The organism is Paenibacillus planticolens (assembly GCF_013141725.1).
Classification (GTDB): Bacteria; Bacillota; Bacilli; order Paenibacillales; family NBRC-103111; genus Paenibacillus_E; species Paenibacillus_E planticolens.
This window is the reverse complement of record NZ_WHNZ01000046.1, coordinates 1-23,644: the sequence shown is the minus strand read 5'-3', so window position 1 is coordinate 23,644 and position 23,644 is coordinate 1. Positions and strand designations below refer to the sequence as shown.

The window sequence follows — 23,644 nt, the reverse complement described above, 5'->3', positions numbered from 1 at the left end:
AGGAAATGAACATGACAACAGGCGTCGTTAATGAAGCATGGGTTAAGGATGTGTGGGGAAAGATCGTTGCGAAAGTTGAACGAACAAGCAAACGGATCGGAGATTCATTTCCATATGCATCGGTGAATGGCACCTATAACTCGGAATCGAATGATTGGTGGACCAATGGATTTTGGCCAGGTTTGCTGTGGCTGATATACAAAGAAAACGAGCATGCAGATTTTCGTGACATCGCAGTATCTGTAGAGAATCAGATGGACGAAACGCTGTTAGGGTACGAAAAGCTTCATCATGACGTCGGCTTTATGTGGAGCTTGACGTCTGTGGCGCAATATAAGCTGCTGGGCACGGAAGCTTCTAAAATCCGCGGGCTGATGGCAGCCAGCCATCTTGCGGGCCGTTTCAACCTTAAAGGCCAATTCATTCGCGCATGGAATGGCGAAAATCAACAGGGCTGGGCAATTATCGATTGCCTACTGAATTTGCCTCTGCTCTACTGGGCAAGTGAAACAACCAATGATCCGCGCTTTCGTCATATCGCGGTGGCACATGCAGATACCGTGCTTCGCGAGTTTATCCGTCCTGATGGCTCCTCGCATCATATCGTCTGCTTCGATCCTGAGACAGGCGAGCGAATTGAGGCTAGAGGCGGACAAGGCTACTCGCCGGACTCGGCTTGGGCTCGCGGTACGTCATGGGCACTGTACGGTATGGCGCTCAGCTATCGGTATACAGGCCATCAGCGTTATTTGGACGCAGCGAAACGTGTCGCTCATTTCTATATCGCCAATATGCCGGCAGATGCTGCGCCTTATTGGGATTTCCGCGCCCCGGTTGAGCCGGAAACGGCCTTTGATACATCAGCGGCAGCCTGTGCAGCCACTGGATTGTTGGAAATCAGCCGCGCTGTTCCTGAGAACGAGGCACATATTTACATCGATGCTGCTAAGCGTATTTTGCTGTTGCTCACAGAGCAATACGTCTCGTGGGGTGAAGACGAAGAGGGCATCTTGACGATGGCAACTGCAAATTTTCCGAAGAGAGCCTACGTAAATGTACCTATTATATACGGCGATTATTACTATGCCGAAGCGATTGCCAAACTGCGGGGACGTACGGAGCTGTTTTGGTAGGGAGGAAGCGCAACATGAAATCGAACATTAACGCACTCGGAAATTGGTTGATGTCCTGGGTACAAGAGGACGGAGCCATTCACGGCTTTCATAATCATTCTGTTTGGGGATCCAATCCATACCGATGGTCAGACTTTACAAGCGGGCACAGCACATGGGCAAGCCCTTTGATGGCGGCTTTGAGCCGAATTGTCGCTGAGCAGCGAGATTCCTCACTTGAAGATCAGGTACTACAAATGATCCAGTTTCAAACGACACGTTTCCAGGAGGATGGGCAGTACAAGCACATCGGATTTCAGGTCGGCGAGATGCTGGGTCGTGGGTTAATTCACAACATGATGCCGAACGTTGCTTTGGGACTAACGGCGATTCATGGTCGCTCATGGCTGCCTGCGGAAGCGTTGGAAAGCATTCAGCAAGCGATGCTTCGCAACTTGCAGGCGTGTGATGAGATCTATCCGTTCAAAAAAACAAGAAATATCAGCAATCAAGAATATTGCCGTCTATGGGGGAAACTGCTGTATCAGCAGCTGTTCCCGGATTCGCCTTGGCGCGAAGGCATTCAAGACGATTTGAACTTTATGATTAAGAATTATCATGTTAGAGGCATTCCAGATGCGGATTGTGAAGCCAGCAATCGCTATTTGGGAGACGCGACGATGGTCGAGCCCGCTGAATATTACGGCTTAATGATTGCGCCGCTGGTGCAGGCTTATGAAATGTTCGGCGAGCCACACTATTTGCAGCACGCAGGCGGTCTATGCCGTCACTTGGCCCGATCCGCCTGGATCGATGCGAAGGAACAGACGCGTTTTAATCGCAAATGGTTGCTTCGCGGAGGAGAATGGATTCGACTGAAAGAGCCTATGCTTATTGCAGGAATGGGCATGTCTCTACACGGGATTGCGCGTTACCTGGAGCATCAAGCTGATGAAGAACTGGCGCTGTTTCTAGATAAATGCGACGAAACCTACGCTTACTATCAAACCCCCCGAGGTTATATGGCTTCGGCGACCGGCTGGCAGAACGAAGCTGACATTGCGCCATGCTCGGCATGGCATACGCATGATTTTTATTACTTGTTGCACCGTCATGGACTTGGAGAGAAGATGGGCTCTAAGCTCAAAGAGCCTTATCCGCGTATATCCGTCCTGCTGGGCGACCAATGTATGTGGGTGGAAGATGGTAAGCAATGGGCGATCAACGATTATTACTTTCAGGATGTGTATAAGCTGATTGGCCGCAAAGACGAAGCCGTGTTTGGGCGAGATCTGGGTTGGGTTGGTGGAGAACGTGCACTTCCGGAACATTTCTTATTCCCGAACCAGCCAGTCTTTGTAAAAACCGATGAGGGGATCTATTTGAAAGCAGATGAGCAAACGGCTCAGAACATAGATGTCAGCAGCATTGCGGAATTGCCCTACTTGGGATTGTGGGAATAAGAACGAGTCAAGCATGTATAGAACATATTGGGGAGGATTACTGCAATGAAACTGCTTACTTTTGTTCAAAACGGCGAATACCGCCTTGGAATTAAATTGGAGCAATACGTTTTGGACGTCCAAGCTGCCTTACAGGCTGTGCCTTCGAATAAAACACTTCCTGCTACGATTCACGAAGTCATTGAAGGCGGCAGCGAGGCTGTGGAACTACTTGGCGCGTATGCGGAATCTGTCATGAGTTTAGTAGATAACAAGGAAGCGTATGTATTAGATGAAACTGCGCTGACATTAGGGCCTTGCGTGACAAACCCGAACAAAATGATTTGCGTCGGTTTAAATTATCGTAAACATGCGGAAGAAACGAATGCTGCGATTCCGGAATTTCCGATTCTATTTAATAAATTCAACAATACATTGGCAAGCCAAGGTGAACAAATTCCGCTTCCAGCGGTTTCGCAAAAGGTGGATTATGAGGCGGAATTGGTGATCGTTATCGGCAAAACAGCAAAGTATGTAAGCCGTGAAGACGCGCTGTCCCATGTATTCGGCTATTGCAACGTGAACGACTTATCCGCACGTGACTTGCAATTGCGTACACAGCAATGGATGCTGGGCAAAATCTGCGACAAGTTTTCTCCGCTTGGACCATACCTAGTAACAGCGGACGAAGTAGGCGATCCGAACAAGCTCGATATTAGGTGCATCGTGAACGGCGAGGTTCGTCAGAGCTCGAATACGTCTGATATGATTTTCTATTGCGATGAGATTGTCAGCTATATTTCTCAACACATGACACTTGAGCCTGGCGATATCATTTTCACAGGGACTCCGGAAGGTGTTGTACTCGGATACCCGCCCCAGAAGCAAGTGTATTTGAAAGACGGAGATCAAGTCACGATCCAGATCGAGAAGCTGGGCTCCTTAACTAACACGATGGTTGCGGATAAAGGCACTCCTTCTACACAAGTTTTAAGATCAGGGAGTGATAACCGTGTCAACGTCTAATCCGGAACATGCGATTCCACGGATTGCCGCTAAGCGTCAGGTAGTTCCGCCACAATGGGCATTAACGGAACGACTGCTTATCGATCAATTGAATAAAGCGGCTTTTGAATTTGTTGAACGCTATACGCGGCCGGACGGTACCTTAATCTGGCGTGAAGATTGGCCAGGGATGGATGGCTCGGACGATCCGTATGAAGGATTCATGAATCTCGCGCTTCTCTATATGATTGGCGGAAGCAGCGAGCTGCATGGACTTGCGCGTAAAATCTGGGAAGGGATTACGTGGCAGTGGACGGAGTACGGACAAATTCACCGCGAGTTTGATGCTTATTATGATTGGATGCATCACGGTGAGGGCTATTTGTTCACGTACTTCCTAGGTCTTGCTGGCCCGGTTACGTTAAAGGATCGCCAACGTGCAGTGCGCTTCGCTGGTATGTACACCGGTGAAGACACAGAAGCGCTTAATTACGATGCAGAGCGGAAGCTGATTCGCTCGGCGATTTCAGGGAGTATGGGGCCGCGCTTCGTGCTGACGGAAGAAGATTGGAGCACGCACCGCGGCATTTTGGATGATTATTTGGCACCGTATGAAGATATTCCAGGCGTGGATTTTGCTAGTGGCAAATGTGCATGGTCGAACAATGAGGTGTATGCGAATATTATTCGCATGATGAATGAACGCATGACGCGCGGTGACGTGCCGTTGAACCTCAATGCGACGGGGTTGGTGACCCACGCATTCCTCCATACGCAGGAAGAGAAATATCGCAAATGGGTGCTGGATTATTTAGCTGCTTGGCAGGAAAGAACACGTCAGAACGGCGGCATTATTCCAGATAATGTCGGCTTGTCCGGCGAAATCGGCGAGTATAACGACGGCAAATGGTGGGGTGGCTATTACGGCTGGCGCTGGCCGCATGGGTTCATGACGATCATTGAGCCATTAACCAATGCTTGCATGAATAGTGTCCTGCTCACAGGCGATATGAAGATGCTTGATTTGGCGCGTCAACAATTGGATGAGAATTGGGCGCTGCGCGAGGAGCAAGACGGCGAGGTGCGCGTTCCGTATAAACATTTTGACGCTGGCTGGACGGATTATCGCAAAGCGGCGCCGCAATACCCTGTCTATTTGTGGACGATGTCGATGGCGGACGAAGATTTGGAACGTATTGACCGTATTCCGAAAGACCATGACTGGAATCAGGTTATCGTTCCGAAGCTCTCAGGCACAGATAAGAAAACGAAAAGAAATACGAAGCATTATATCGGTAATACACAGCCTTGGTTCCAATTTATTCGCGGGCTTAATCCAGATTATCCGCAAACGATCCTCGATGCGAACGTTGAATTGGTCACGCAGCAGTTGACCAAAATGCGTTCCGAAGCGGGCGATCCGTATAACTGGGCGAATCAATTCAGCGATGATGATTTTTCCAGCATTCACATATGGCAAGAAATGTGCCCGATCTACATGGAAAGTCTCGTCCAGTTGACGTTAGGCGGTCCTATGCATATTTCGCACGGCGGCTTGCAGCATGCAAGAGTGAGATACTATGATGCGGATGCGAAACGTCCAGGTCTTCCTGAATCTATCGCTGCGCTGGTTAAAGATCTAACTGCACAATCTGTAACGCTTGAACTCGTAAATACAAGTCAGTTCGACAACCGCTCTGTTATCATTCAGGCAGGGACATTCGGGGAACATCAATTTAAAGAGGTTTACTTCTTAGAATCGGTAAATGCAAACATGGAGATGACGGCTGTTAACCATAAATGGCTGCAAGTCGATCTTCCTGCAGGAACTGGTGCTTCATTGCTTTTGACTATGAACCGTTATGTAAATGCCCCATCCTATGATATGCCTTGGGCAGATCGCGAAAAAGGCGTCCTGCTTGAAGGCAGAAAGCAATAATCTAGATTTGCGAAAGGAGACTGCAATTGCAGAGACATCTTTACTTTTCTCAGTTGAAAGTTGGAATGGAAGAAATCTTTCGCACAGCAGTCCGTCTAGATCATGAGTACTTGAGAAGCTATTTGCAAAATGAAAATGTGCTCTCCGTCTCTTTGTTCTTGGGTGGTCGTTATCTATGCCTGTATATGGAGACATATACAGGTGGTCATAACTGGGACTGGCCAGTTACCTATGCGCATTGGCTGGAAGCTTGGCCTGGAGAGCAGGGAAGTCGACTGTCAATTCCCATGCTGGACATTTTTCACGACGGTGTGCCGACAGACCCGGAATCGTGGCGTGGAGGTCGACAGGTAGACGATCGAATCGGATGTATCGCAAGATTAAAGCCGGACATGGCGGCAAGTTATATCTATTATCACTATCAAATGCAGGAAGAGCGGCCAGAGAGCTTCAACAAGACTTACATCATCGGTGCTCACGGCACGTTCTTATTCTCTTATCGCGAGCATCCTGCTGCAGTTGGAGAAATGAAGCGCATAGGCAAGCTATCGAGCACTAACACGCCTGCTAACTGGCAGGAGGTCATGGATCCTCATTTTGAGCTGTGGACCGATGCAGCTGACAACGAAAAACTATGGCGAAGCATGCAGAGGTTGCTGTAGGTAGATGTTTATTTCCAATTCCCGGTCTCGCTGTAATAAGGGCAGTCCTATTTTTTAAAAAAATGAAGTGAATCAAGGAGTGTAGATATGCGATTACAACATAAAGTGACACTGATAACAGGTGCTGGCTCAGGCATCGGCAAGAGCACGGCCTTATTGTTTGCCCATGAAGGGGCAACCGTCATTGTGAATGACCTGGATGCGGTCAAAGGCCAGGAGACGGTGAGTGAAATTAAGGATAAAGGCGGCAAAGCCCTGTTCCTTCAAGCGGATGTCACTAATCCTGAGTCGGTGAAAGCTATGGTGGATGCAGCGATTGCCGAGTACAGCCGGATCGACGTGTTGTTCAACAATGCGGGGATCAGCGGCGTCGGCGCACTGCACGAGATTGAGCCAGACGCATGGGATCGCATCATGAGCATTAATGTCAAAGGCGTATTTTTGCCTTCGAAATATGCGCTTCCTCACATGATAGAGCGCAAAGCAGGCTCGATTATCAACATGTCGTCCTGCGTTGCCGAGATGGGGCTGGCGCGAAGAGTTTCGTATGCAGCGACAAAAGGCGCAGTGCTTGCTTTAACGAAATCGATGCAGGTTGATTATGCAGCTTACAATATCCGCGTGAATGCGCTGCTGCCAGGGACAATTTTTACACCATTCGTTGAAAATTATTTGAAAACATCGTACGACGATCCGACGGCGGCGATTGAGTCCTTGAAACAGCGTCAGCTCAGCGGAGAGCTTGGCAAGCCTGAGGATGTCGCGCAAGCGGCTTTATTCCTCGCATCGGACGACTCGAAATTCATGATGGGGTCGCCGCTTTACATCGACGGCGGCGTAGTTTTCGGTAAAAACGCTTAAGCACGATTCCAGCCGATCGATCTTTCGAATGGCATTTGGAGAAAGTCAATAACAAAGCCCCATCGACTCTTTCGTGGAGACGATGGGGCTTTGTGCATTATCCCGTTTTTACATAGAGAATGACATTACCCTTTCGGAACGTTTCGGTACGCGGTTGGGGCGGAACCGGTTATTTTCTTAAATAATCTCGAAAAATAATAGGGATCGGTTATCCCGATGTTCGCAGCAACTTCCTTGATGGACAGACTAGTTAAACTGAGCATTTGGGCAGCCTTTTGAATTTTCATGCGCAAAAAGTATTCAATCGGTGGGAATCCCGTTTCTTCATTAAATAACAAAATTAAATGCTGTTTGGACAAGCCGGTGTGCTTGGCCAATTCTGGGAGCTTAATAGAATCCTCCAAACGATCATTCATGTATCGGATGGCGTGTTCTAGATATTGCTTCCTTTTTTTGTCCTTGGCAGTACCTCCTGCGCTTATCCCAATGCCGCTAATCAGCTGGCGTACAGACTGGGATACGTGCGTATGGATGGGCAGCGAATAGGTTTTGTCGGACAGAAGGACATAACACTGATCGAAAACTTCCTTGAACTTGGACAGCGCACCGATCGGAAGATGGACGGGGCCAGCATCCATCCTGTAAATACGCATAAAGGCAGCAGCATGGTCGCCCTGAAGATGAAACCAGTAAATACTCCATGGTTCATGGGTAGATGCCCCATAACGATGGGGCGTTTTGGCGGGAATGACAGCTAGATGATTTTGAGTCAAAGAGAAAGCTTTTTGTTGATCCAGCTCTATCCAGCCTTCTCCGTCTGAGCAAAAAATGAAAATATGGGAGTTGCTTCCCTCGGGCCGTTCCCGATAGTGATGTCGGGCATGTGGGAAAAAACCAATATCGCTTACGAATAAATCACGCGTTAGTTCTGAGCGGGATAGCTCCTCCTGCATGTAATCAGGCAGAACAAACAATTTCTCTTCTTCAAAGCCCTCTGGTTTCCTAGTGGTATCCAAGATTCCTCTCCTTATTAAATAAGAATATAATCCATTATATTAAGCATTTTGTCAATTGGCGATTGCTTTCCGTCGAGGTAAAGTAGAGACAATAAGATAAGGGAGTGATGATGTTGAGTCAGAAAGTTCGCATATGGGAAGAAGAGACTTCGATTCCGACTTATGGCATCGGAGAGCCTGATCGCAATCCAATGTTTTTAGAAAAACGAGTTTATCAAGGAAGTTCCGGTAAGGTATATCCGCATCCGGTTATCGATAAAATTGAAGATGAAAAGAAACCCCAGTCGTATCGTTTCGTAATTCTGGAAAACGAATATGTTAGGATCGAGATCATGCCTGAGCTTGGCGGACGGATTTACCGTGCGTTGGACAAAACAAATGATTACGACTTCGTTTATTACAATCATGTTATCAAACCAGCGCTGGTTGGCCTAGCAGGCCCTTGGATTTCCGGCGGCATCGAGTTCAACTGGCCTCAGCATCACCGTCCGAATACGTATGGTCCGGTTGAATACAAGCTAACCGAAAATGAAGATGGTAGCGCCACGGTTTGGGTAAGCGAAATCGACCGGATGTATGGAACGAAAGTAACAGCTGGTTTCACGTTATATCCGGGCAAAGCTTATCTGGAAATTTCCGCACAGCTGTATAATCGGACACCGGAACCACAAACATTCCTGTGGTGGGCGAACCCGGCGGTTGCTGTTAACGACGATACGCAATCCGTATTTCCGCCTGATGTAACAGCTGTCTTCGACCACGGTAAACGTGACGTCTCTAGGTTTCCAATCGCGACAGGAACGTACTACAAAATGGATTACTCCGCCGGAGTCGATATATCACGCTACAAAAACATTCCCGTCCCTACCTCTTATATGGCCTATAAATCAGACTATAACTTTGTCGGGGGTTATGATCATGGCGTTCAAGCAGGTTTGCTGCACGTGGCGAACCATCATGTTTCGCCAGGTAAGAAACAATGGACTTGGGGGAACGGCGAATTCGGGCAGGCGTGGGATCACAACTTGACCGATGAGGACGGACCTTATATTGAGTTGATGACCGGCGTCTACACAGACAACCAACCGGATTTCACTTGGCTGCAGCCGTATGAAGAAAAATCGTTCAAACAATATTTCATGCCTTACAAAAATATCGGTGTCGTTAAAAATGCTTCGATCGACGCTGCAGTCAATCTAGAAGTCGACGAGAAGACTCGTGAAGCCGTCGTGTTAGCATATGCAACCTCCTTGTTCCAGGGCGCTATAGTGGAGTTAAAAGGAAGTCACCGAGTATATTTAAAGGAAGTCGTTGAGCTGTCTCCTACTCAAACGTTCAAGTCTGTGATTACACTGGACGAGAACGATCGTCCACACGATTTGAAGCTGACTGTACGTGATGCAAATGGCACTATGCTGATTTCTTATCAGCCTGCTAAGCCATCGATCGAGCAGGTGCCGGATGCAGCTGAGCCGCTGCAGGAGCCTGCGGAGCTGAAAACGAATGAGCAGCTTTATTTGGCCGGGTTGCATCTGGAACAGTATCGCCATGCTACATTCGAACCTGAAGCTTACTACCTGGAAGGGTTGAAGCGTGACCCAAGCGACAGCCGTATTAATGTGGCATACGGAACACTTTTGCTTCGTCGTGGGTTGTTCGCCGAGGCGGAAGGTCACTTCCGGACGGCGGTGAAGTCCCTTACCTGGCGGAATCCGAACCCTTATGACAGTGAAGCTCTTTATCAATTAGGTGTTGCGCTTAAACTGCAAGGACGCTTGGAAGAATCCTTTGCAGCTCTCTACAAATCGACTTGGTCCGCGGCTTGGCAAGATGCTGGCTTCTTTACGCTTGCACAAATTGCTTGCGAGAAAGGTGCTTTCGGAGAAGCCCTGGAATTGGTTGAGCGTTCGCTCGTACGCAATTCCCGCAATTACAAGGCACGTCACCTGAAAGCTGCGCTTCTTCGCAAGCTGGGTAGGATTCAAGAAGCGATTGCCTTTGTGCAGGAGACTCTCGTGCTGGATATCGCGGATTTTGGTTCTGCCAATGAACAGTATTTATTGCTTTCTTGCCAAGATGAGCAGGCGCTTGCTAGTGGAGCGAAAGCTGAGCTTAATCGACTCATGCGCGGAGATGCTCATAATTATTTGAATCTGGCCTCCGATTATGCGAATTGCGGCTTGTATGAGGAAGCGATTGAATTGCTTGATCGAATCGTGCAAGCTCATGATTCAGAGGCGTACCCAATGCTTCATTACACACTTGGCTTCCTACATGAGAGAGCAGGGCATTCGGAAATGGCTCAGCTTTACAGGAAGGCCGGAAATGCAGCGGCACCGGATTACTGTTTCCCCAATACTTTATTCGATCTGCAAGTGCTGACGAGTGTCATTTCTGCTGATCCTAAGGATGACAAAGCACATTATTACCTGGGAAATTGGTTTTATGATAAAAGGAGACACGAGGATGCGATCGCCCATTGGGAAGCATCACGTTCCATTCGGGATGATTTCGCAACCGTACATCGGAACCTGTCTCTGGCTTATTTCAACAAACGCAGAGATACAGCATCAGCACTTTTTGCCATGGAGAAGGCTTTTGCTTGCAGACCGGAAGATGCACGGGTATTCTACGAGCTTGATCAATTGTATAAAAAGCTTGGATATAAAGCGGAAACTCGCTGCGACAAGCTGGAGGAACATCAAGATTTGGTTAATAAACGCGACGATCTTTACGTGGAATATATTACTCTGCTTAATGCACAAGGTTATCACGAGAAAGCAGTCCAAGCACTGCATGCACGCATATTCCACCCTTGGGAGGGCGGTGAGGGCAAAGTGACGGGGCAGCATGTTTTTGCCCATGTCGAACTGGCCAAGCGAGCTTTGGCTGAAGGACGATTTGAAGAAGCTATCATCTTATTGGGGCAAGCGCTCGTCTATCCAGATAATCTGGGAGAAGGTAAACTGACGGGTGCGCAAGAGAACAATATCTATTACTATCTTGGACTCGCTCATGAGAGCTTAATGGATTCAAAGCAAGCACAAGAGTGTTTTAATATTGCTTCCCAAGGTTTAGAGGAACCAGCTAGCGCAATGTATTACAACGACCAACCGCCTGATATGATTTTCTATCAAGGGATGGCTTGGCAAGCGCTGGGTAATGAAAAGGAAGCGAAGAGTCGATTCAATAAGCTCATTGATTACGCTGAGAAACATCTGTTTGACGAAGTGAAGTTCGACTATTTCGCTGTTTCCTTGCCGGACTTCTTGGTGTTCGAGGATGATCTTAAAGTAAGGAATGAAGTTCACTGCCGCTACATGATGGGGCTCGGGCATCTTGGTCTGGGACATTTGGAACTGGCGAGAGAACAGTTTGAGAGTGTGCTTCGTCAGGAAGCTAATCATACGGGCTCGCTAATTCATCTGGGCATGAGCTTGTCATGAAAAACAATAAGGTCAACGTTACAAAGGGGTCATATAAAGGTTTCTTATCCATAGGAATGGAAAGCGAACAAATTAGCTTGAAATTGTTGCCGGAACTCGGAGGGAAATTGGTTTCTATTGTATATAAGTCTACCGGAAAGGAATGGATGCTGGATTCAGGCCACCGTTCTTTACGACAGCCGAAATACGGATCTACCTTCACGGATTGGGATATGAGCGGTTGGGATGAATGTTTTCCGACAATTAATGCGTGTAAATCGGGAATGGATAAGTACATGAACTTGCCCGACCATGGCGAGCTATGGGCGCTTCCATGGCAATATATGATCGATGAGAACGAGGTGATTTGCTGGGTCCGGAGTCTGCAACTTCCATGTCTGTTCACGAGACGAATCTCATTCCCTTCTGCGGATCGGGTACGGCTGGATTACCGTGCTAGCAATGAAAGTGACCAACCGGTTCCTTTTATGTGGGTGCCCCATCCCCAGTTCGCTGTGACGGAACCAACTCGTATTCTTCTTCCGAAATCCATAAAGGAGATGCTATGTGTGTACGAAGGTCATACCCTGAAGACAGGGAAACTGTATTCTTGGGATGATGTATCGCTGCTCTCCCCAGCGGTTACAGGCGATGCGAGAAAGTTTTATTATGGTGGTCAAGTACCGGTAGGTTGGTCGGGGTTATTCGGTGAAGAAAGCGGCAACTTCCTAATCGTATCTGTCCCCCAAAACAAAGTACCCTATATAGGCGTTTGGATGGACGAAGGTATGTTCAATGATCGAGTTACTTGTGCATTGGAGCCTAGCATAGGATATTACGATTCGCTTGAAATGGCAGTCGGCAATGGGACAGCACAAATGATACCGGCAAAAGCATCCTTTGAATGGCATTTAGAGCTTTCCCTTGGGGTCACTTTAAGAAGGGATGAGATATCTCATGAAAGTTTCTCTATTCATCACATGTTTAAGTGACCTTGTATATCCTGGTGTTGGTGAATCCATGGTACTGTTAATGGCCAGATACGGAGTGAAATTGGATTTTCCTGGGGTGCAGACATGCTGCGGACAACCAGCGTTCAATAGTGGTTACTGGGATGAAGCAAGAGGTTCAGCAAGACTTGATGAATATAGTTGGAAATTTATCATACCGTGGAAAGCCCGTGAAGGTCATGCACTTAGCGGAATTACTAGCTGAGGGAGTGAAGCTGGCGCATGAGCGAAAATAAAGTAAGGGGGACCGTCAAGGAAAGATCGAAAGTTGTACTAAATAATGATTACTTGCGGAATGCCATGCGCTTTAACAAATTGGGGTCGAGGCGATTGAAACCGACCTCGGCGAATACATCATTCAACTTGCTGGCGAAACGCCTTCGCATATTATTATTCCGGCCATTCATAAGAATCGATATCAGATTGCCGAGCTGCTGTCTGAAGATGTGGGTGAGAAGCTTGCACCTGACACCGGTATTTTGGCCGGTTATGTACGCAGGAAGCTGCGCGAGAAGTTTCTCGAAGCGGATATCGGCATGACAGGATGCAACTTTTGATAAACTGGAAATGATGGATAGACCGGCGGGCATCCATTTTATTTGTGGCCCAAGTCGTTCGGCTGACATTGAGAATGATTTGACGATCGGCGTGCATGGTTCAGGTGTTGTATATGCACTTATCATTGAATAAAGATAGAACTTCCATCAGGCTGCCTTAAGATTCGGCTGATGAGTGAAAAGAGGTAGGACTTCTAGGGTAAGTTTGTTGGTTCGAACTTTTACGTAACATATCTGATTTCCTGAATCGTTATTACGGAGAACAATAGTTCGCTTTGAAAGAGCTGCCGGGTGGCAGCTCTTTGTTCGTACGCCTCACAGTCGCACAATCTATGTGGTTCAAATCCACTCGGTAACTTTACCCTTTAAAGTGCCGTAGCCGAAGTAGAGGCCCTAATCCAGCAGGGTTAGGATTGGCAGGGTGTCTTTCGCGAGAGAGAATCCGAAGGGCCTGCAGGCAAAATCCAGCCCGGAATGCGGTGAACCAGAGGTGGCGGCGATGTTGGGTGACCCGCCGAACAAACGGGGAAACTTATGCAAATATGTATATCTTGCAGGGAAACAAACAAAGGGATATGACCTGCAAGGCTCATCGACGTGATTAGGGTCAGGATGGATGGAATAGAATGTGCGGATGACTGAGGGAAGTCTCGTAGTCTCCTTGACGCAAACGTGGACAAGGTAGGGGAGGTATAACCTTAAAGGGAAAGCCGAATCGAAGGGCTGCGAGATGGCGGTTCGTTTCGTAGTAGCGAGTAAGTCTGAGCCGATGAAAGCTGGTAACAGTCTGGAGCAGTCACAGAATGCTTTAAGACTTTCAGAATCGTTTGTCTTAGCGTTTCAGCGGCATCTTGCAAATTTCGTTCTGAGAAGGTCTCAGAAATGTTTAGTATGGCAACAACTTGTTTAGGAATCAAAACCGTTTCTAACGGACATATTTCACTAATCAGCTCTTGAGCAATGTTCGCAGCTGCGAACAAGAAAAGCGGTTCATCACTCATTTTAAACGGATTTGCTGTATTTTACATTGCATATTATGATTCAGAAACGATTTTGCCACTATATCCGCGAAGATTCCAATGTGCTGCACAGGGAAGACTTGCGTCAGAAATATCCGCTTTACTAAGGAGCGTAATCGTATGGAAAAGGTTTATTGACATGTTCAACAGTAGAGATTCAAGCGGATAGCTGAGGCGTTATGGAAAAAAGTTTTTTGAGGAGCATAATGCTTTGGATGTTAAAAAAGCTTAGTCTAGGGGAGTTTGTAAGGAACATTGCTGCAGACTACCCGAAAATACAACTCTCTCTATCCGGATTTGAAGGTGGCTGGTGTTGATGACCATTCGACACGCATCGAAAAAAGGGGAATCGGGCGATAGATCAAGAAATAGGAATTGCTCCGTACCGAAAGTAATGTGTTAGATACAACTTAGTGAGGATGGATTTAAGATGACCCAACTAACCGCTATAATGATTGGCGCGGGACAGAAAGATTCTTGGACAGTGATCTTGTAAAACGAGAGATGGATGAGTTGTACGACAAAAAGGGGCGAGGAATGATGACATTCGACGCCCTTTTTTTAATTCCATATATCGTTTGCTCTATCGATTACCTCAAGCATGAAGAATGACAAAAAGGTTGAAAAAAATTCAACCTTATACGGATACATATTTATACATACAATTAAGTCATCTTCATGAAATATTATTTGAAGCATCAGGAGGTAGCACCCTATGAGAATTATTTATTTAGATATCGATTCGCTTCGCCCTGACCATATGAGTTGTTATGGCTATAGCAGGAAGACGACGCCGAATATCGATAAGCTTGCTTCAAGCGGGATGATCTTCAATAGCTGCTATACAGCATCCTCCCCTTGCGTGCCATCCAGGGCAAGCTTCATGTCTGGCCGGTTCGGCATCAATCATGGAGCCTTGACGCACTGGGGACCTGGCGGAGAGTTTCAGTATCCGGAAGGAGACGGGCACAGCGAGGGGATTCCATTTTTCACCAGACACTTGCGCGGAGCGGGTTATAAAACAATTACCTTCTCTACGTTCGGAGATCGGCACCATGCCTGGTGGTATTTTGCAGGATGGAATGAAGTTCATACTCATTCGCTGAAGGAAGGGAACGAGAACGCCGATGAAGTAAACGCTTCCGTAATTCCGTGGCTGAAGCAGCACGGGAAGGACGATAACTACTTCCTACACATCCAATACTGGGATCCTCACGCTTTCTATACGTATCCAATCGAATATATGGAACAATTTAAGGATGAACCGGTGAAACCTTACCCTGACGAGACTGCGATTGCAAGTCAACAGCATCATAGCTTCCCACGATCTGCGGCATTCTTGCATTGGGGCAATAAATATCCAGCTACAATGCCCGGGCAAATTGCGAACCGCTCGGATTTCAAGCATCTTATCGATGGTTATGACGGTGGAGTCAGCTATATGGATAAGTACGTGGGCGAGCTTTTGGATACTCTGCGGGAGATGGGCATCGAAGATGAAGTCTGTTTCATCATCAGTGCGGATCATGGAGAGTCGATGGGCGAGCAAGGCATTTATGTCGAGCACCCAAGCGCAACCGAAGCAGTCCATCATATACCGCTTATCATTAAAGTGCCCGGTGTTACCCAACCGGGGCAAGTTGTAGACGGATTTGTTTATAACGTAGATGTGATTGCAACGATTACGGATCTGGTTGGACTTAAAATTCCATCCGGCTGGGACGGCAAATCGTTCCTTCCGGCGCTGAAGGGCGAACATTGGCATGGCCGTGAGTACTTAGTCATGGATCATGCGCTTTATGTATGCCAAAGGGCCGTGCGGGATGAAAAATGGTACTTCATCCGAACCTACCATCCTGGCTTATACTTGCATTTTGATGAAGTCATTTTATACGACATAGTCAATGATTCGAATCAAACTATCAATGTGGCGAGTGATTACCCAGACGTTGTGAAAGAGATGGATCACCGACTTTCCACATGGCTGCATGAACAGGCACGCAGACCGGACTACAAGGTAGATCCTATGCAGAAAGTACTGGAAACAGGTCCGTGGAAATATTTGAAAGCGGAAGACTGGTTGAGAAGATTGGAGCAGGCAGGTTGTCATGAAGCAGCGGACACCATCAAACGAAAATACCAGAGAGAGGCGCTACAGCCTGCATATGACGGCTAATGACGGCTAATCGGACCAAGAAGGAGCATGTTCTATGAAAAAATTCCCAAGCTGGCTATTAACCGTCATTTCCATCGTTATCGGGATTGTCATCTGGTACCTGCTTTCTGCCATACCTGCGGTTGGAGCAATTATCACGAGCCCGCTAAGAGTAGTAAAAACATTGCTAGCTGAAATTGAAAGCGGACGAATGTTGTCGAATATATGGGCAAGTCTGCTGCGCGTTATTGGCGGGTTTTCACTTGGATTAATAGTCGCGGTTCCAGCCGCTTTTCTTATGGCCTGGTACGCCTTTGTCCGTGCAATTGTAGATCCTTGGATTCAATTTTTCCGTACGATTCCGCCCATCGCCTTAATCCCCCTCGTTATCGTTTCTCAAGGCGTCGGGGAGTCCGCAAAGATCAGTGTCATTTTTGTAGCGACGTTCCTCGTGATGGTCATCTCGATCTTTCAGGGTGTTCGTAATGTCGATCCAACGCTCATTCGTGCGGCAAGAGTGCTGGGTGCGACGGATAAGCACATTTTTCTGGAGGTTATTGTCCCGGCATCGTTTCCATATATTCTTGTCGGAGTCAGACTTGGTCTTGCGGCCGCTTGGACGACATTAGTAGCAGCTGAGCTCACAGGCGCAAACAAAGGTTTAGGCAATATGATTATGGAAGCAAGCTTATACTTCCGAATGGATGTCGTTATACTCGGCATTATGGTAATTGGCATCATCGGATTAAGTATGGATAGATTCGTTCTATTTCTGGAAAGGAGGCTAACAGGATGGCAGGAGCTCCGGCAAGGGTAACAAGCGGTCTAAAAGTACAATGTGGAATTGCGGCCCCTAAAATTGAGATTCGAGATCTAAGCAAGGTGTACAAAGGTCGTAATGGAGATACGGTTGCCTTGCAAAATACCGATCTTACGATCTTGCAAAATGAATTTGTCTGCGTCGTTGGACCCAGCGGCTGCGGCAAAACGACACTCTTAAACATTATTGGCGGTCTTGAGGCATCCACCTCCGGCTCGGTCAAGGTGGATGGTGTCGAAGTGAAGGGCCCAGGTAAGGAGCGTGGTGTCGTGTTTCAGCAATACGCATTGTTCCCTTGGAAAACCGTTCAGAAGAACGTCGAATTCGGCTTAAAGCTTAGAGGACTGAGTAAGCAGGAGCGCAAAGAGAAGGCCGAGCATTACTTGGAGCTCGTTGGCCTTAAAGATTTCGCTCATGCCTATCCAAAGGAGCTGTCTGGTGGTATGAAGCAGCGTGTGGCGATTGCGAGAGCCTATGCCGTCCAGCCTGAGGTGCTGCTGATGGATGAACCGTTCGGCGCCTTGGATGCTCAGACAAGAGCGCAACTGCAGGAGGAACTGCTGAAGACATGGCAGAAAGAGAAAAAAACTTGCTTCTTCATCACGCACGATGTGGAGGAAGCTGTGATTCTGGCTCAACGCGTTATTATCATGAGCGCAAGACCCGGCAGAATTAAAGAAATTATTGATATCGATATTCCTTACCCGCGAGATCAGTCAACCAAGCTGGATCCACGGTTCATCAGTATTAAAAACGAAATTTGGTCCAAGGTATACCGTGAATATCTTGAAGTTACGAAGTAACGGGATTCAAAGGCGAAAGCCGGTATTATTCAAAATACATAAGGGAGGTCTTTATCCATGGTTACTCGATATAAATCAATTTCCAAGCTTACGGTTACTTCTGCATTATTCAGTGTGACTCTTCTTCTAAGTGCTTGCGGCTCAAACAGCAGTCCTACGAACGCCGGCAACGCGGCACAGACGCCTGCGGCACCGGCCACTTCAGCTGTCAGCACGCCGCAGCCTGCAAAGGCCGAAGTGAAGATGGAGACGATTAATTTCGCGTATATGCCGAATATGGGAGGTGCTGCTCCGGTAGCGTTAGGCGAGGAGAAAGGATTTTTTAAAGAAGAAGGCATTAAATTGAATCCGGTTAAATTTCTTAGCGGTCCTCCCGAGTTTCAAGCTATGGCGTCAGGTGATATCGACATCGCTTATATCGGTCCCGGCGCAGCGTTCTTATCTGCTCAAGGTCAAGGCAACATCATTGGTTTGGTCTCCCTCGGAAAGGCAGACATGGTTCTTGCAACAAAAAAATCCGGCATACAAGAGTGGAAGGGTTTGAAAGGTAAGACTGTAGGCGTTCCGAAAGGAACTTCCGGCGAGATGGTCCTCAACCTAGGTCTTGAGAAAGCCGGTTTAAAGCCAGCTGATGTAAATATAGTGAACATGGATGTGGCAGGAGCTGTGTCTGCTTACGTGGCAGGTAAAGTAGACGCCGTTGCGATTTGGTCCCCATATACGGTGGAAATCGAGAAGCAGGTAGGAAAAGAAAACATCGTGAAGCTAGGCGATAACAGCAGCTTTTACCCGGATTACAGCTTTCCGTCCAGTTGGGTCGTGAGTCCGAAATTCCTGAAAGAGAAGCCTGAGCTTGCCGAGCGATTTATGAAAGCGATGAACAAAACGACGGATTACAAAATTAGCCATCTGGACGAAGCCGTCAAGTTGACTGCGACGTATACGCAAGTGCCTGAAGACAGCCTGAAGCAAGAGTTAGACTCCATCGATTGGATTGACAGCAAGAAGCAAGCGGAAGTGTTTAAAGATGGAACCGCCAAAAAATGGTTTGATAACTTACAAAAGCTGTTCGTTGATACCGGCAAGGTGCAAAGCACGGTTCCTTCTGAGAAGTTCATGACAACCGAACCTGCGATTAAAGCTGTGCAGCCTTAACATTCGCTAAGTAAATAAGAAGTGGAGGACTCATCGTCCTCCTCAACATTATTAGGCTAGTCTTACTCATTAAAGGATAAGTGAAAGCGCTTTACTTATGAGAAGGAGGAAGTTATGAAAAAAAGGATAATGAATAAGCTGGTATCAACTGCAGTCGCAGTTACAATGGCATTTGGCGGGGTGATGATATCACCTGCAAAGGTGATCATGGCAGAAACGGTGGATGTAATGCCGCCGATTATTCCGAAGCCTGCAAGCTATAATGGTAAGGCTGGTACTTTCACCGTAACGGGTAGCACTATTATTTACGTACAAGGCAAAGATGGCGCAGAAACCCAAGAAATTGCTGATAACGTGGGGGCTTATCTGAAAAACAAATTTGCCACAGCAGCGGGGTATACGTTAAACATTGTACAATCGGCACCTTCCGGAACAAACTATATTTACTTTACAACAACAGGTGGCGACTACTCAGCAATGGGGAACGAGGGTTATAACCTTGATGTAGCCGCAGACCGCATTACAGTCGCAGCCAACAAGCCAGCAGGCTTATTCTACGGCATGGACACCATCAGACAGATGCTTCCCTCTGACATTGAAAAAAAATCTTTGGCTAATGGTGTGACGTGGAGTATACATTGTGCGAGTATCAGCGATACCCCAAGATTTGGATATCGTGGTTTCATGATTGATGATGCCAGACATTTCGTTACTGTTGATGAAGTCAAACGTCAAATCAACAATGCTGCGCAGTATAAGATGAATACGCTGCACCTCCATCTGAGCGATGACCAGGGATGGCGTTTGGAATTGAAAAATTATCCGCAGCTTGCCAAGATCGGCGGTTCTCAAGTCATTGACGACTTCTATGCTAGCAATGATTTTGGCGGATTAACCAAAGGCAGCGCTGCCTACTATAAAGCAGCTACTGGCCCTGCAGGAGGAATTTCGGGTTACTACACACAGGATGAGTTTAAAGATATCATAGCCTACGCACAGTCGCAGTATATGCAGATTATTCCAGAGTTTGATGTGCCGTCCCATACAAATGCGCTTTTGTCAACCTATGGCTTTGTAAATCCCAATGGTCAACCCAGTGCTCAGTCAGGTAACACAGGGAAGAACCTTCCGGCGAATCCATATACCGGTAACGGGGTTGGATTCAACTCATTGACAGCCGGAGATCCCGCCACAATGGCATTTTTAGATAACTTATTCGCTGAAGTAACGGCCATCTCCCCGTCCCCTTATATTCATATGGGGACGGACGAAGCAGCTTCAACAACATTAGCAGATCGTAACTGGTTTATTGATTATCTTGTATCTCTAGGTGTTAAGTACAACAAAAAAGTAATTGGCTGGGATTCAGCAGATGCTATTAATTCAACTTATCATCTTCCCGATGTCATGCAGTATTGGCATAACTTGGATAAACCTGCCGTCCCTGGGAATGCCTTTAACCAAGGCAAGAAGGTCATCGTATCCAACCAGAACTATTCCTATCTTTCCAAGAGAATGTCTACAACGAATATGCCCGTAGGTAGAGGCGGTGGTGCTTCCCCTAGTGGAACTCCTACAGATGTTGCGTATTATGATGATCCTCGTAATCTGATTGGGGCAACCAGCGACGACCAGATACTAGGAGTAGAAGCTGCTCTTTGGGCTGAAACCGTAGGCAGACCCGAAGGTTTAGACATGCTGTTCTATCCACGACTACCTGGTTATGCAGAAATAGGTTGGTCACCCAGAGGCACCAGCGGATCAACAGGTTGGAACGACTATAAGGCGAGACTGCTTGCCAATACGACAAGAATGACTTATCAAGGAATCGGCTTCTATCCTGATCCAGCCGTATTTGATGTCAAGGTGCCCGTATCGTCTGGTAATGCAAATGCTTACTATAATATGAATGAAAATACATCAAGTTCAACACTTGAAGACGTTATTAATGGTAACAACGCAACGATATCCGTAGCGACAGGCGTAACGCCATCAGGATCTATTAAAACGGTTCCCAATGATTTAAGTCCAGCATTTGGAAATGCGTTGTCCTTTGACGGTACCAAAGGAAATTATGTCAATATAGGTAAATCCGATATACCTAAAGGCAATGATTGGACTTTTGCTCAATGGGTTTATACTGAGAATATAACTCCTGCTCCCTCTACTGTAGTTCTGGCCGCTGGCGACGGCGCCGTTATTAAGAGCGAGCAGTATAATGGCAGCAAAAAAGTTGGAATTTCTGGCCTCGATGCTAATGGAGTGAAAAAAGACTTCCAATTTAGCAATTATAGTGGAATACCAGTAGGCAAATGGACACATCTTGCCTTCGTTGGTACAGCCGCAGGCACAAAGCTATATGTAAACGGAACTTTAGCAGATACGTTAGCTGTAGGGACACAGGGGATTGTAAGTACTACTGGTACAACGGCTCCTGTGGCTGCATTTCCTGGCCCTAGAAAAACGCTTGGTGCTGAGAATCCAACTTCTACCTCTCCAAGCTTCAAAGGCAAAATGGATGAAACGAGGATCTTTGAAAGAGCACTGAGCGCTGCCGAAATTACAGCTCTTGCAACAGTGCCTTCAGGAACCGCACCAGCATCATTTTTTGAAGATTTTGAAGCAGGTTTTGGCAGATGGACACCTGTAGCTGGAACACCTTCAACAGATGCCGCACAAAAAATAAACGGTGCAAATAGCTTTGTTGTTAATGAGGCCAAAGATGCGATTTCAAGTAAACTGCCCCAACCAATTAATGGTATTGCATCACTTTGGTTCTACGATACTGGTTTGTCAGAACTTAACCAACAAGCGTTGATATATGATTCTGCAAATCCAATCGGCCTGATTGGAGTAGGCATCAATAGCAGTATCAGTAATAACTATTATTCAGTTACAACCAGTAACGTTCAGACCGCAGCAACAACGATTTCGAGAAAAATAGGTTGGCATAAAGTGATGGTTGATTATAGTTCCAATAGCTCTGTAGACATATATTTAGACAATAACAAGATAGGTACTGTTTCAGGGTATGCAAAATTTGACACGATTCAGTTGGGAGATAACATATCAAGCTCATACGCCGGTACACCAACAGGATATTATGATGATGTTCAGATTAATAATTTCTCAGCATCTCTCGCTGTACCTCCGTATAATTCACCAGACTCAAGCTTAAGCGCCCTTACGTATAATAACGGAACAACAGTTTCAGTTGATTATTTCACAGGGGGGCAGAAAACTTATGATGTGAAGTTGCCGGCTGGAACGACTACAATTCCAACGGTTACAGCAACACCAAAAGTAGCTGCTTCAAATGTGGTTATCACACAGGCTGCGACTTTGCCTGGAACAGCAACTGTGCAGGTAACAGCAGTAGATAGTTCTGTATCCACATATATCGTTAATTTTAAAGTTCTTCCGCAACTAGTTCCTGCGACAATACCATCAAGTTACAGTTCTGCTACGACCATGAACACACCGGTGTCAGGAAAAGTAGTACCAACAGGCGTACAGCCTGAATATCCGGCGATCACCTTTGCAACGGCTGCTCGTGGTACGAAAAGTGAATATGGTACGGTTGCTACTACAAATGGTAAAGTGCTTGTAAATAACGATGGTACATGGGTTTACAATCCTAAGCCAGGGTTTACGGGAACCGATAGCTTTACGATTGATGTAGACCAAGGTACTGGAACTGCGGTGGCACAGACCACAGTAAACATGACAATAAATCCAAATACGCCTCCTACAGTCAGTGACTACAGTGTCAAAGCAAATCCTGGTGTACCCGTTTCAGGCGCAGTAGTAGGAAGCGACACAGACGGGGATATATTGATCTATAGTATATTAACCCAACCGACAAAAGGAACGGTTACCTTACAGGCAAATGGGGGATGGACCTATACGGCTAGCACCGATTCAACAGGAGCGGACAGCTTTGTAGTTAAGGTCGATGACTTTAAAGGTGGAGTCGTAAACTCAACCGTAACGGTCAATGTATCCGATAACGTAGCCGATAAAACGGCGCTAAATGCAAAGATTGCGGAAGCTCAAGCATTGAACAGCAATAGCTACACGGCGGCATCCTGGTCTTCGCTGCAAACGGCGTTGACTGCTGCCATCATTGTGAGCAACGACACGAAAGCGATGCAAGCGCAGATCGATGCAGCGGCAGCCGCTTTACAGACAGCTATCTCTTCGTTGCAAGAAAAACCATTAACCGGCGTCCAGTTAACCGGTCCTGTATCCGTACTAGCCGGGGAGCCTGTCAGCTTGACGTACAGTTTGGTGAATGTCACTACGAGTGCTTTCGCCCAGGATCTGACGATTAGCTTTGATCCGGGACAATTGCGATTTATTTCTGCGGATTCAATCGTTAACGGATTTTCCATTGTGGGTGAATCTGACTCTAATGGGCATGTGAGATTGCTTGCAGCAGCTTCAGGATCGACTGGTGCCGTTACGGGAACTATGGGTGTTTTGAAGCTGAACTTTCAGGCTCAGCAGATGAACCAAACAGTAAATAGTGCCGTTTACGTCAATCAATCTGTCGTCGCTGACGAATATGGCGTTGAAACGCCATTAAATAGCCTTTCTGCCTACAACGTTCAGATTACTGTTCCGGTTGTGGACAAAACAGCGCTGAATGCGAAGATTGCAG

The 23,644-nt window shown here is 47.0% G+C and carries 16 protein-coding genes and 3 pseudogenes; 17 read left to right on the top strand and 2 right to left on the bottom strand.

Features of this window, described 5'->3' with window-relative positions; all coding sequences use genetic code 11:
- The first annotated feature begins 11 nt into the window (after positions 1 to 11).
- The 6 genes from GC097_RS22885 (at position 12) to GC097_RS22860 (ending at position 7,021) form a co-directional block, all read left to right on the top strand.
- Positions 12 to 1,133 (top strand): glycoside hydrolase family 88 protein, encoded by a 1,122-nt coding sequence (locus GC097_RS22885; RefSeq protein WP_171685625.1) that lies wholly within the window; start codon positions 12 to 14, stop codon positions 1,131 to 1,133.
- A gap of 14 nt (positions 1,134 to 1,147) precedes the next feature.
- Positions 1,148 to 2,575: a hypothetical protein gene (locus GC097_RS22880; protein ID WP_171685624.1), complete on the top strand. Its 1,428-nt coding sequence runs from the start codon at positions 1,148 to 1,150 to the stop codon at positions 2,573 to 2,575.
- 45 nt (positions 2,576 to 2,620) lie between these two features.
- Positions 2,621 to 3,580 carry a fumarylacetoacetate hydrolase family protein gene (locus tag GC097_RS22875; protein WP_171685623.1) on the top strand — a complete coding sequence of 320 codons (960 nt, stop codon included), beginning with the start codon at positions 2,621 to 2,623 and terminating at the stop codon, positions 3,578 to 3,580.
- Positions 3,567 to 5,498: a DUF8034 domain-containing protein gene (locus tag GC097_RS22870; RefSeq protein WP_171685622.1), complete on the top strand. Its 1,932-nt coding sequence runs from the start codon at positions 3,567 to 3,569 to the stop codon at positions 5,496 to 5,498. The genes GC097_RS22875 and GC097_RS22870 overlap by 14 nt, the downstream gene beginning before the upstream one ends.
- Before the next feature lie 26 nt (positions 5,499 to 5,524).
- On the top strand, positions 5,525 to 6,160 hold the full coding sequence (locus GC097_RS22865) for a hypothetical protein (RefSeq protein WP_171685621.1): 636 nt from the start codon (positions 5,525 to 5,527) through the stop codon (positions 6,158 to 6,160).
- Positions 6,161 to 6,247: 87 nt separating this feature from the next.
- Entirely contained in the window at positions 6,248 to 7,021 is a 774-nt protein-coding gene (locus GC097_RS22860; protein WP_171685620.1) for an SDR family NAD(P)-dependent oxidoreductase, read from the top strand.
- A 125-nt stretch (positions 7,022 to 7,146) separates the two neighbouring features.
- Here GC097_RS22860 and GC097_RS22855 read toward each other — a convergent pair whose 3' ends face one another.
- Positions 7,147 to 8,037, bottom strand: a complete 891-nt coding sequence (locus GC097_RS22855) for an AraC family transcriptional regulator (RefSeq protein WP_246294413.1) — start codon at positions 8,035 to 8,037, stop codon at positions 7,147 to 7,149.
- Between the two features lie 107 nt (positions 8,038 to 8,144).
- Between GC097_RS22855 and GC097_RS22850 the strand changes: the two genes are divergently transcribed.
- The 6 genes and pseudogenes from GC097_RS22850 to GC097_RS22830 all read left to right on the top strand — a co-directional run bounded on the left by GC097_RS22850 (position 8,145) and on the right by GC097_RS22830 (position 13,630).
- Entirely contained in the window at positions 8,145 to 11,483 is a 3,339-nt protein-coding gene (locus GC097_RS22850; protein WP_171685619.1) for a tetratricopeptide repeat protein, read from the top strand.
- A 56-nt stretch (positions 11,484 to 11,539) separates the two neighbouring features.
- The gene (locus GC097_RS22845) at positions 11,540 to 12,454 is read left to right on the top strand and encodes an aldose epimerase family protein (protein ID WP_171685618.1); all 915 of its coding nucleotides are present in this window, start codon (positions 11,540 to 11,542) and stop codon (positions 12,452 to 12,454) included.
- A pseudogene (locus GC097_RS22840) lies at positions 12,420 to 12,599 on the top strand (heterodisulfide reductase-related iron-sulfur binding cluster); the annotation flags it as partial. The gene GC097_RS22845 and the pseudogene GC097_RS22840, both read left to right, overlap by 35 nt.
- A gap of 187 nt (positions 12,600 to 12,786) precedes the next feature.
- Positions 12,787 to 13,026, top strand: a pseudogene (locus tag GC097_RS22835) (LUD domain-containing protein); the annotation flags it as partial.
- A 22-nt stretch (positions 13,027 to 13,048) separates the two neighbouring features.
- Positions 13,049 to 13,162, top strand: a pseudogene (locus tag GC097_RS34430) (LUD domain-containing protein); the annotation flags it as partial.
- Positions 13,163 to 13,450: 288 nt separating this feature from the next.
- On the top strand, positions 13,451 to 13,630 hold the full coding sequence (locus GC097_RS22830) for a hypothetical protein (protein WP_171685617.1): 180 nt from the start codon (positions 13,451 to 13,453) through the stop codon (positions 13,628 to 13,630).
- Positions 13,631 to 13,727: 97 nt separating this feature from the next.
- Here the strand turns inward: GC097_RS22830 and GC097_RS22825 are convergent, their stop codons facing one another.
- On the bottom strand, positions 13,728 to 14,030 hold the full coding sequence (locus GC097_RS22825) for a hypothetical protein (RefSeq protein ID WP_171685616.1): 303 nt from the start codon (positions 14,028 to 14,030) through the stop codon (positions 13,728 to 13,730).
- A 733-nt stretch (positions 14,031 to 14,763) separates the two neighbouring features.
- Here GC097_RS22825 and GC097_RS22820 point away from each other — a divergent pair.
- From GC097_RS22820 to GC097_RS22800, 5 genes are all read left to right on the top strand, one after another.
- Positions 14,764 to 16,224, top strand: coding sequence for a sulfatase family protein (locus GC097_RS22820; RefSeq protein WP_171685615.1), 1,461 nt, complete (start codon positions 14,764 to 14,766; stop codon positions 16,222 to 16,224).
- Between the two features lie 34 nt (positions 16,225 to 16,258).
- The gene (locus GC097_RS22815) at positions 16,259 to 17,020 is read left to right on the top strand and encodes an ABC transporter permease (RefSeq protein WP_171685614.1); all 762 of its coding nucleotides are present in this window, start codon (positions 16,259 to 16,261) and stop codon (positions 17,018 to 17,020) included.
- Positions 16,996 to 17,826, top strand: a complete 831-nt coding sequence (locus tag GC097_RS22810) for an ABC transporter ATP-binding protein (protein WP_171685613.1) — start codon at positions 16,996 to 16,998, stop codon at positions 17,824 to 17,826. The genes GC097_RS22815 and GC097_RS22810 overlap by 25 nt, the downstream gene beginning before the upstream one ends.
- Before the next feature lie 57 nt (positions 17,827 to 17,883).
- Entirely contained in the window at positions 17,884 to 18,981 is a 1,098-nt protein-coding gene (locus GC097_RS22805) for an ABC transporter substrate-binding protein (RefSeq protein WP_171685612.1), read from the top strand.
- Between the two features lie 114 nt (positions 18,982 to 19,095).
- Positions 19,096 to 23,644 (top strand): family 20 glycosylhydrolase (locus GC097_RS22800; RefSeq protein WP_171685611.1); only part of this gene is annotated, 4,549 nt, incomplete at its 3' end.

Coding starts and splice junctions, on each gene's coding strand:
- GC097_RS22850 (WP_171685619.1), top strand. CDS start 8,145: ATGATGTTGAGTCAGAAAGTTCGCATATGGGAAGAAGAGACTTCGATT.
- GC097_RS22825 (WP_171685616.1), bottom strand. CDS start 14,030: ATGAGTGATGAACCGCTTTTCTTGTTCGCAGCTGCGAACATTGCTCAA.
- GC097_RS22820 (WP_171685615.1), top strand. CDS start 14,764: ATGAGAATTATTTATTTAGATATCGATTCGCTTCGCCCTGACCATATG.
- GC097_RS22845 (WP_171685618.1), top strand. CDS start 11,540: ATGGAAAGCGAACAAATTAGCTTGAAATTGTTGCCGGAACTCGGAGGG.
- GC097_RS22880 (WP_171685624.1), top strand. CDS start 1,148: ATGAAATCGAACATTAACGCACTCGGAAATTGGTTGATGTCCTGGGTA.
- GC097_RS22805 (WP_171685612.1), top strand. CDS start 17,884: ATGGTTACTCGATATAAATCAATTTCCAAGCTTACGGTTACTTCTGCA.
- GC097_RS22815 (WP_171685614.1), top strand. CDS start 16,259: ATGAAAAAATTCCCAAGCTGGCTATTAACCGTCATTTCCATCGTTATC.
- GC097_RS22875 (WP_171685623.1), top strand. CDS start 2,621: ATGAAACTGCTTACTTTTGTTCAAAACGGCGAATACCGCCTTGGAATT.
- GC097_RS22860 (WP_171685620.1), top strand. CDS start 6,248: ATGCGATTACAACATAAAGTGACACTGATAACAGGTGCTGGCTCAGGC.
- GC097_RS22885 (WP_171685625.1), top strand. CDS start 12: ATGACAACAGGCGTCGTTAATGAAGCATGGGTTAAGGATGTGTGGGGA.
- GC097_RS22810 (WP_171685613.1), top strand. CDS start 16,996: ATGGCAGGAGCTCCGGCAAGGGTAACAAGCGGTCTAAAAGTACAATGT.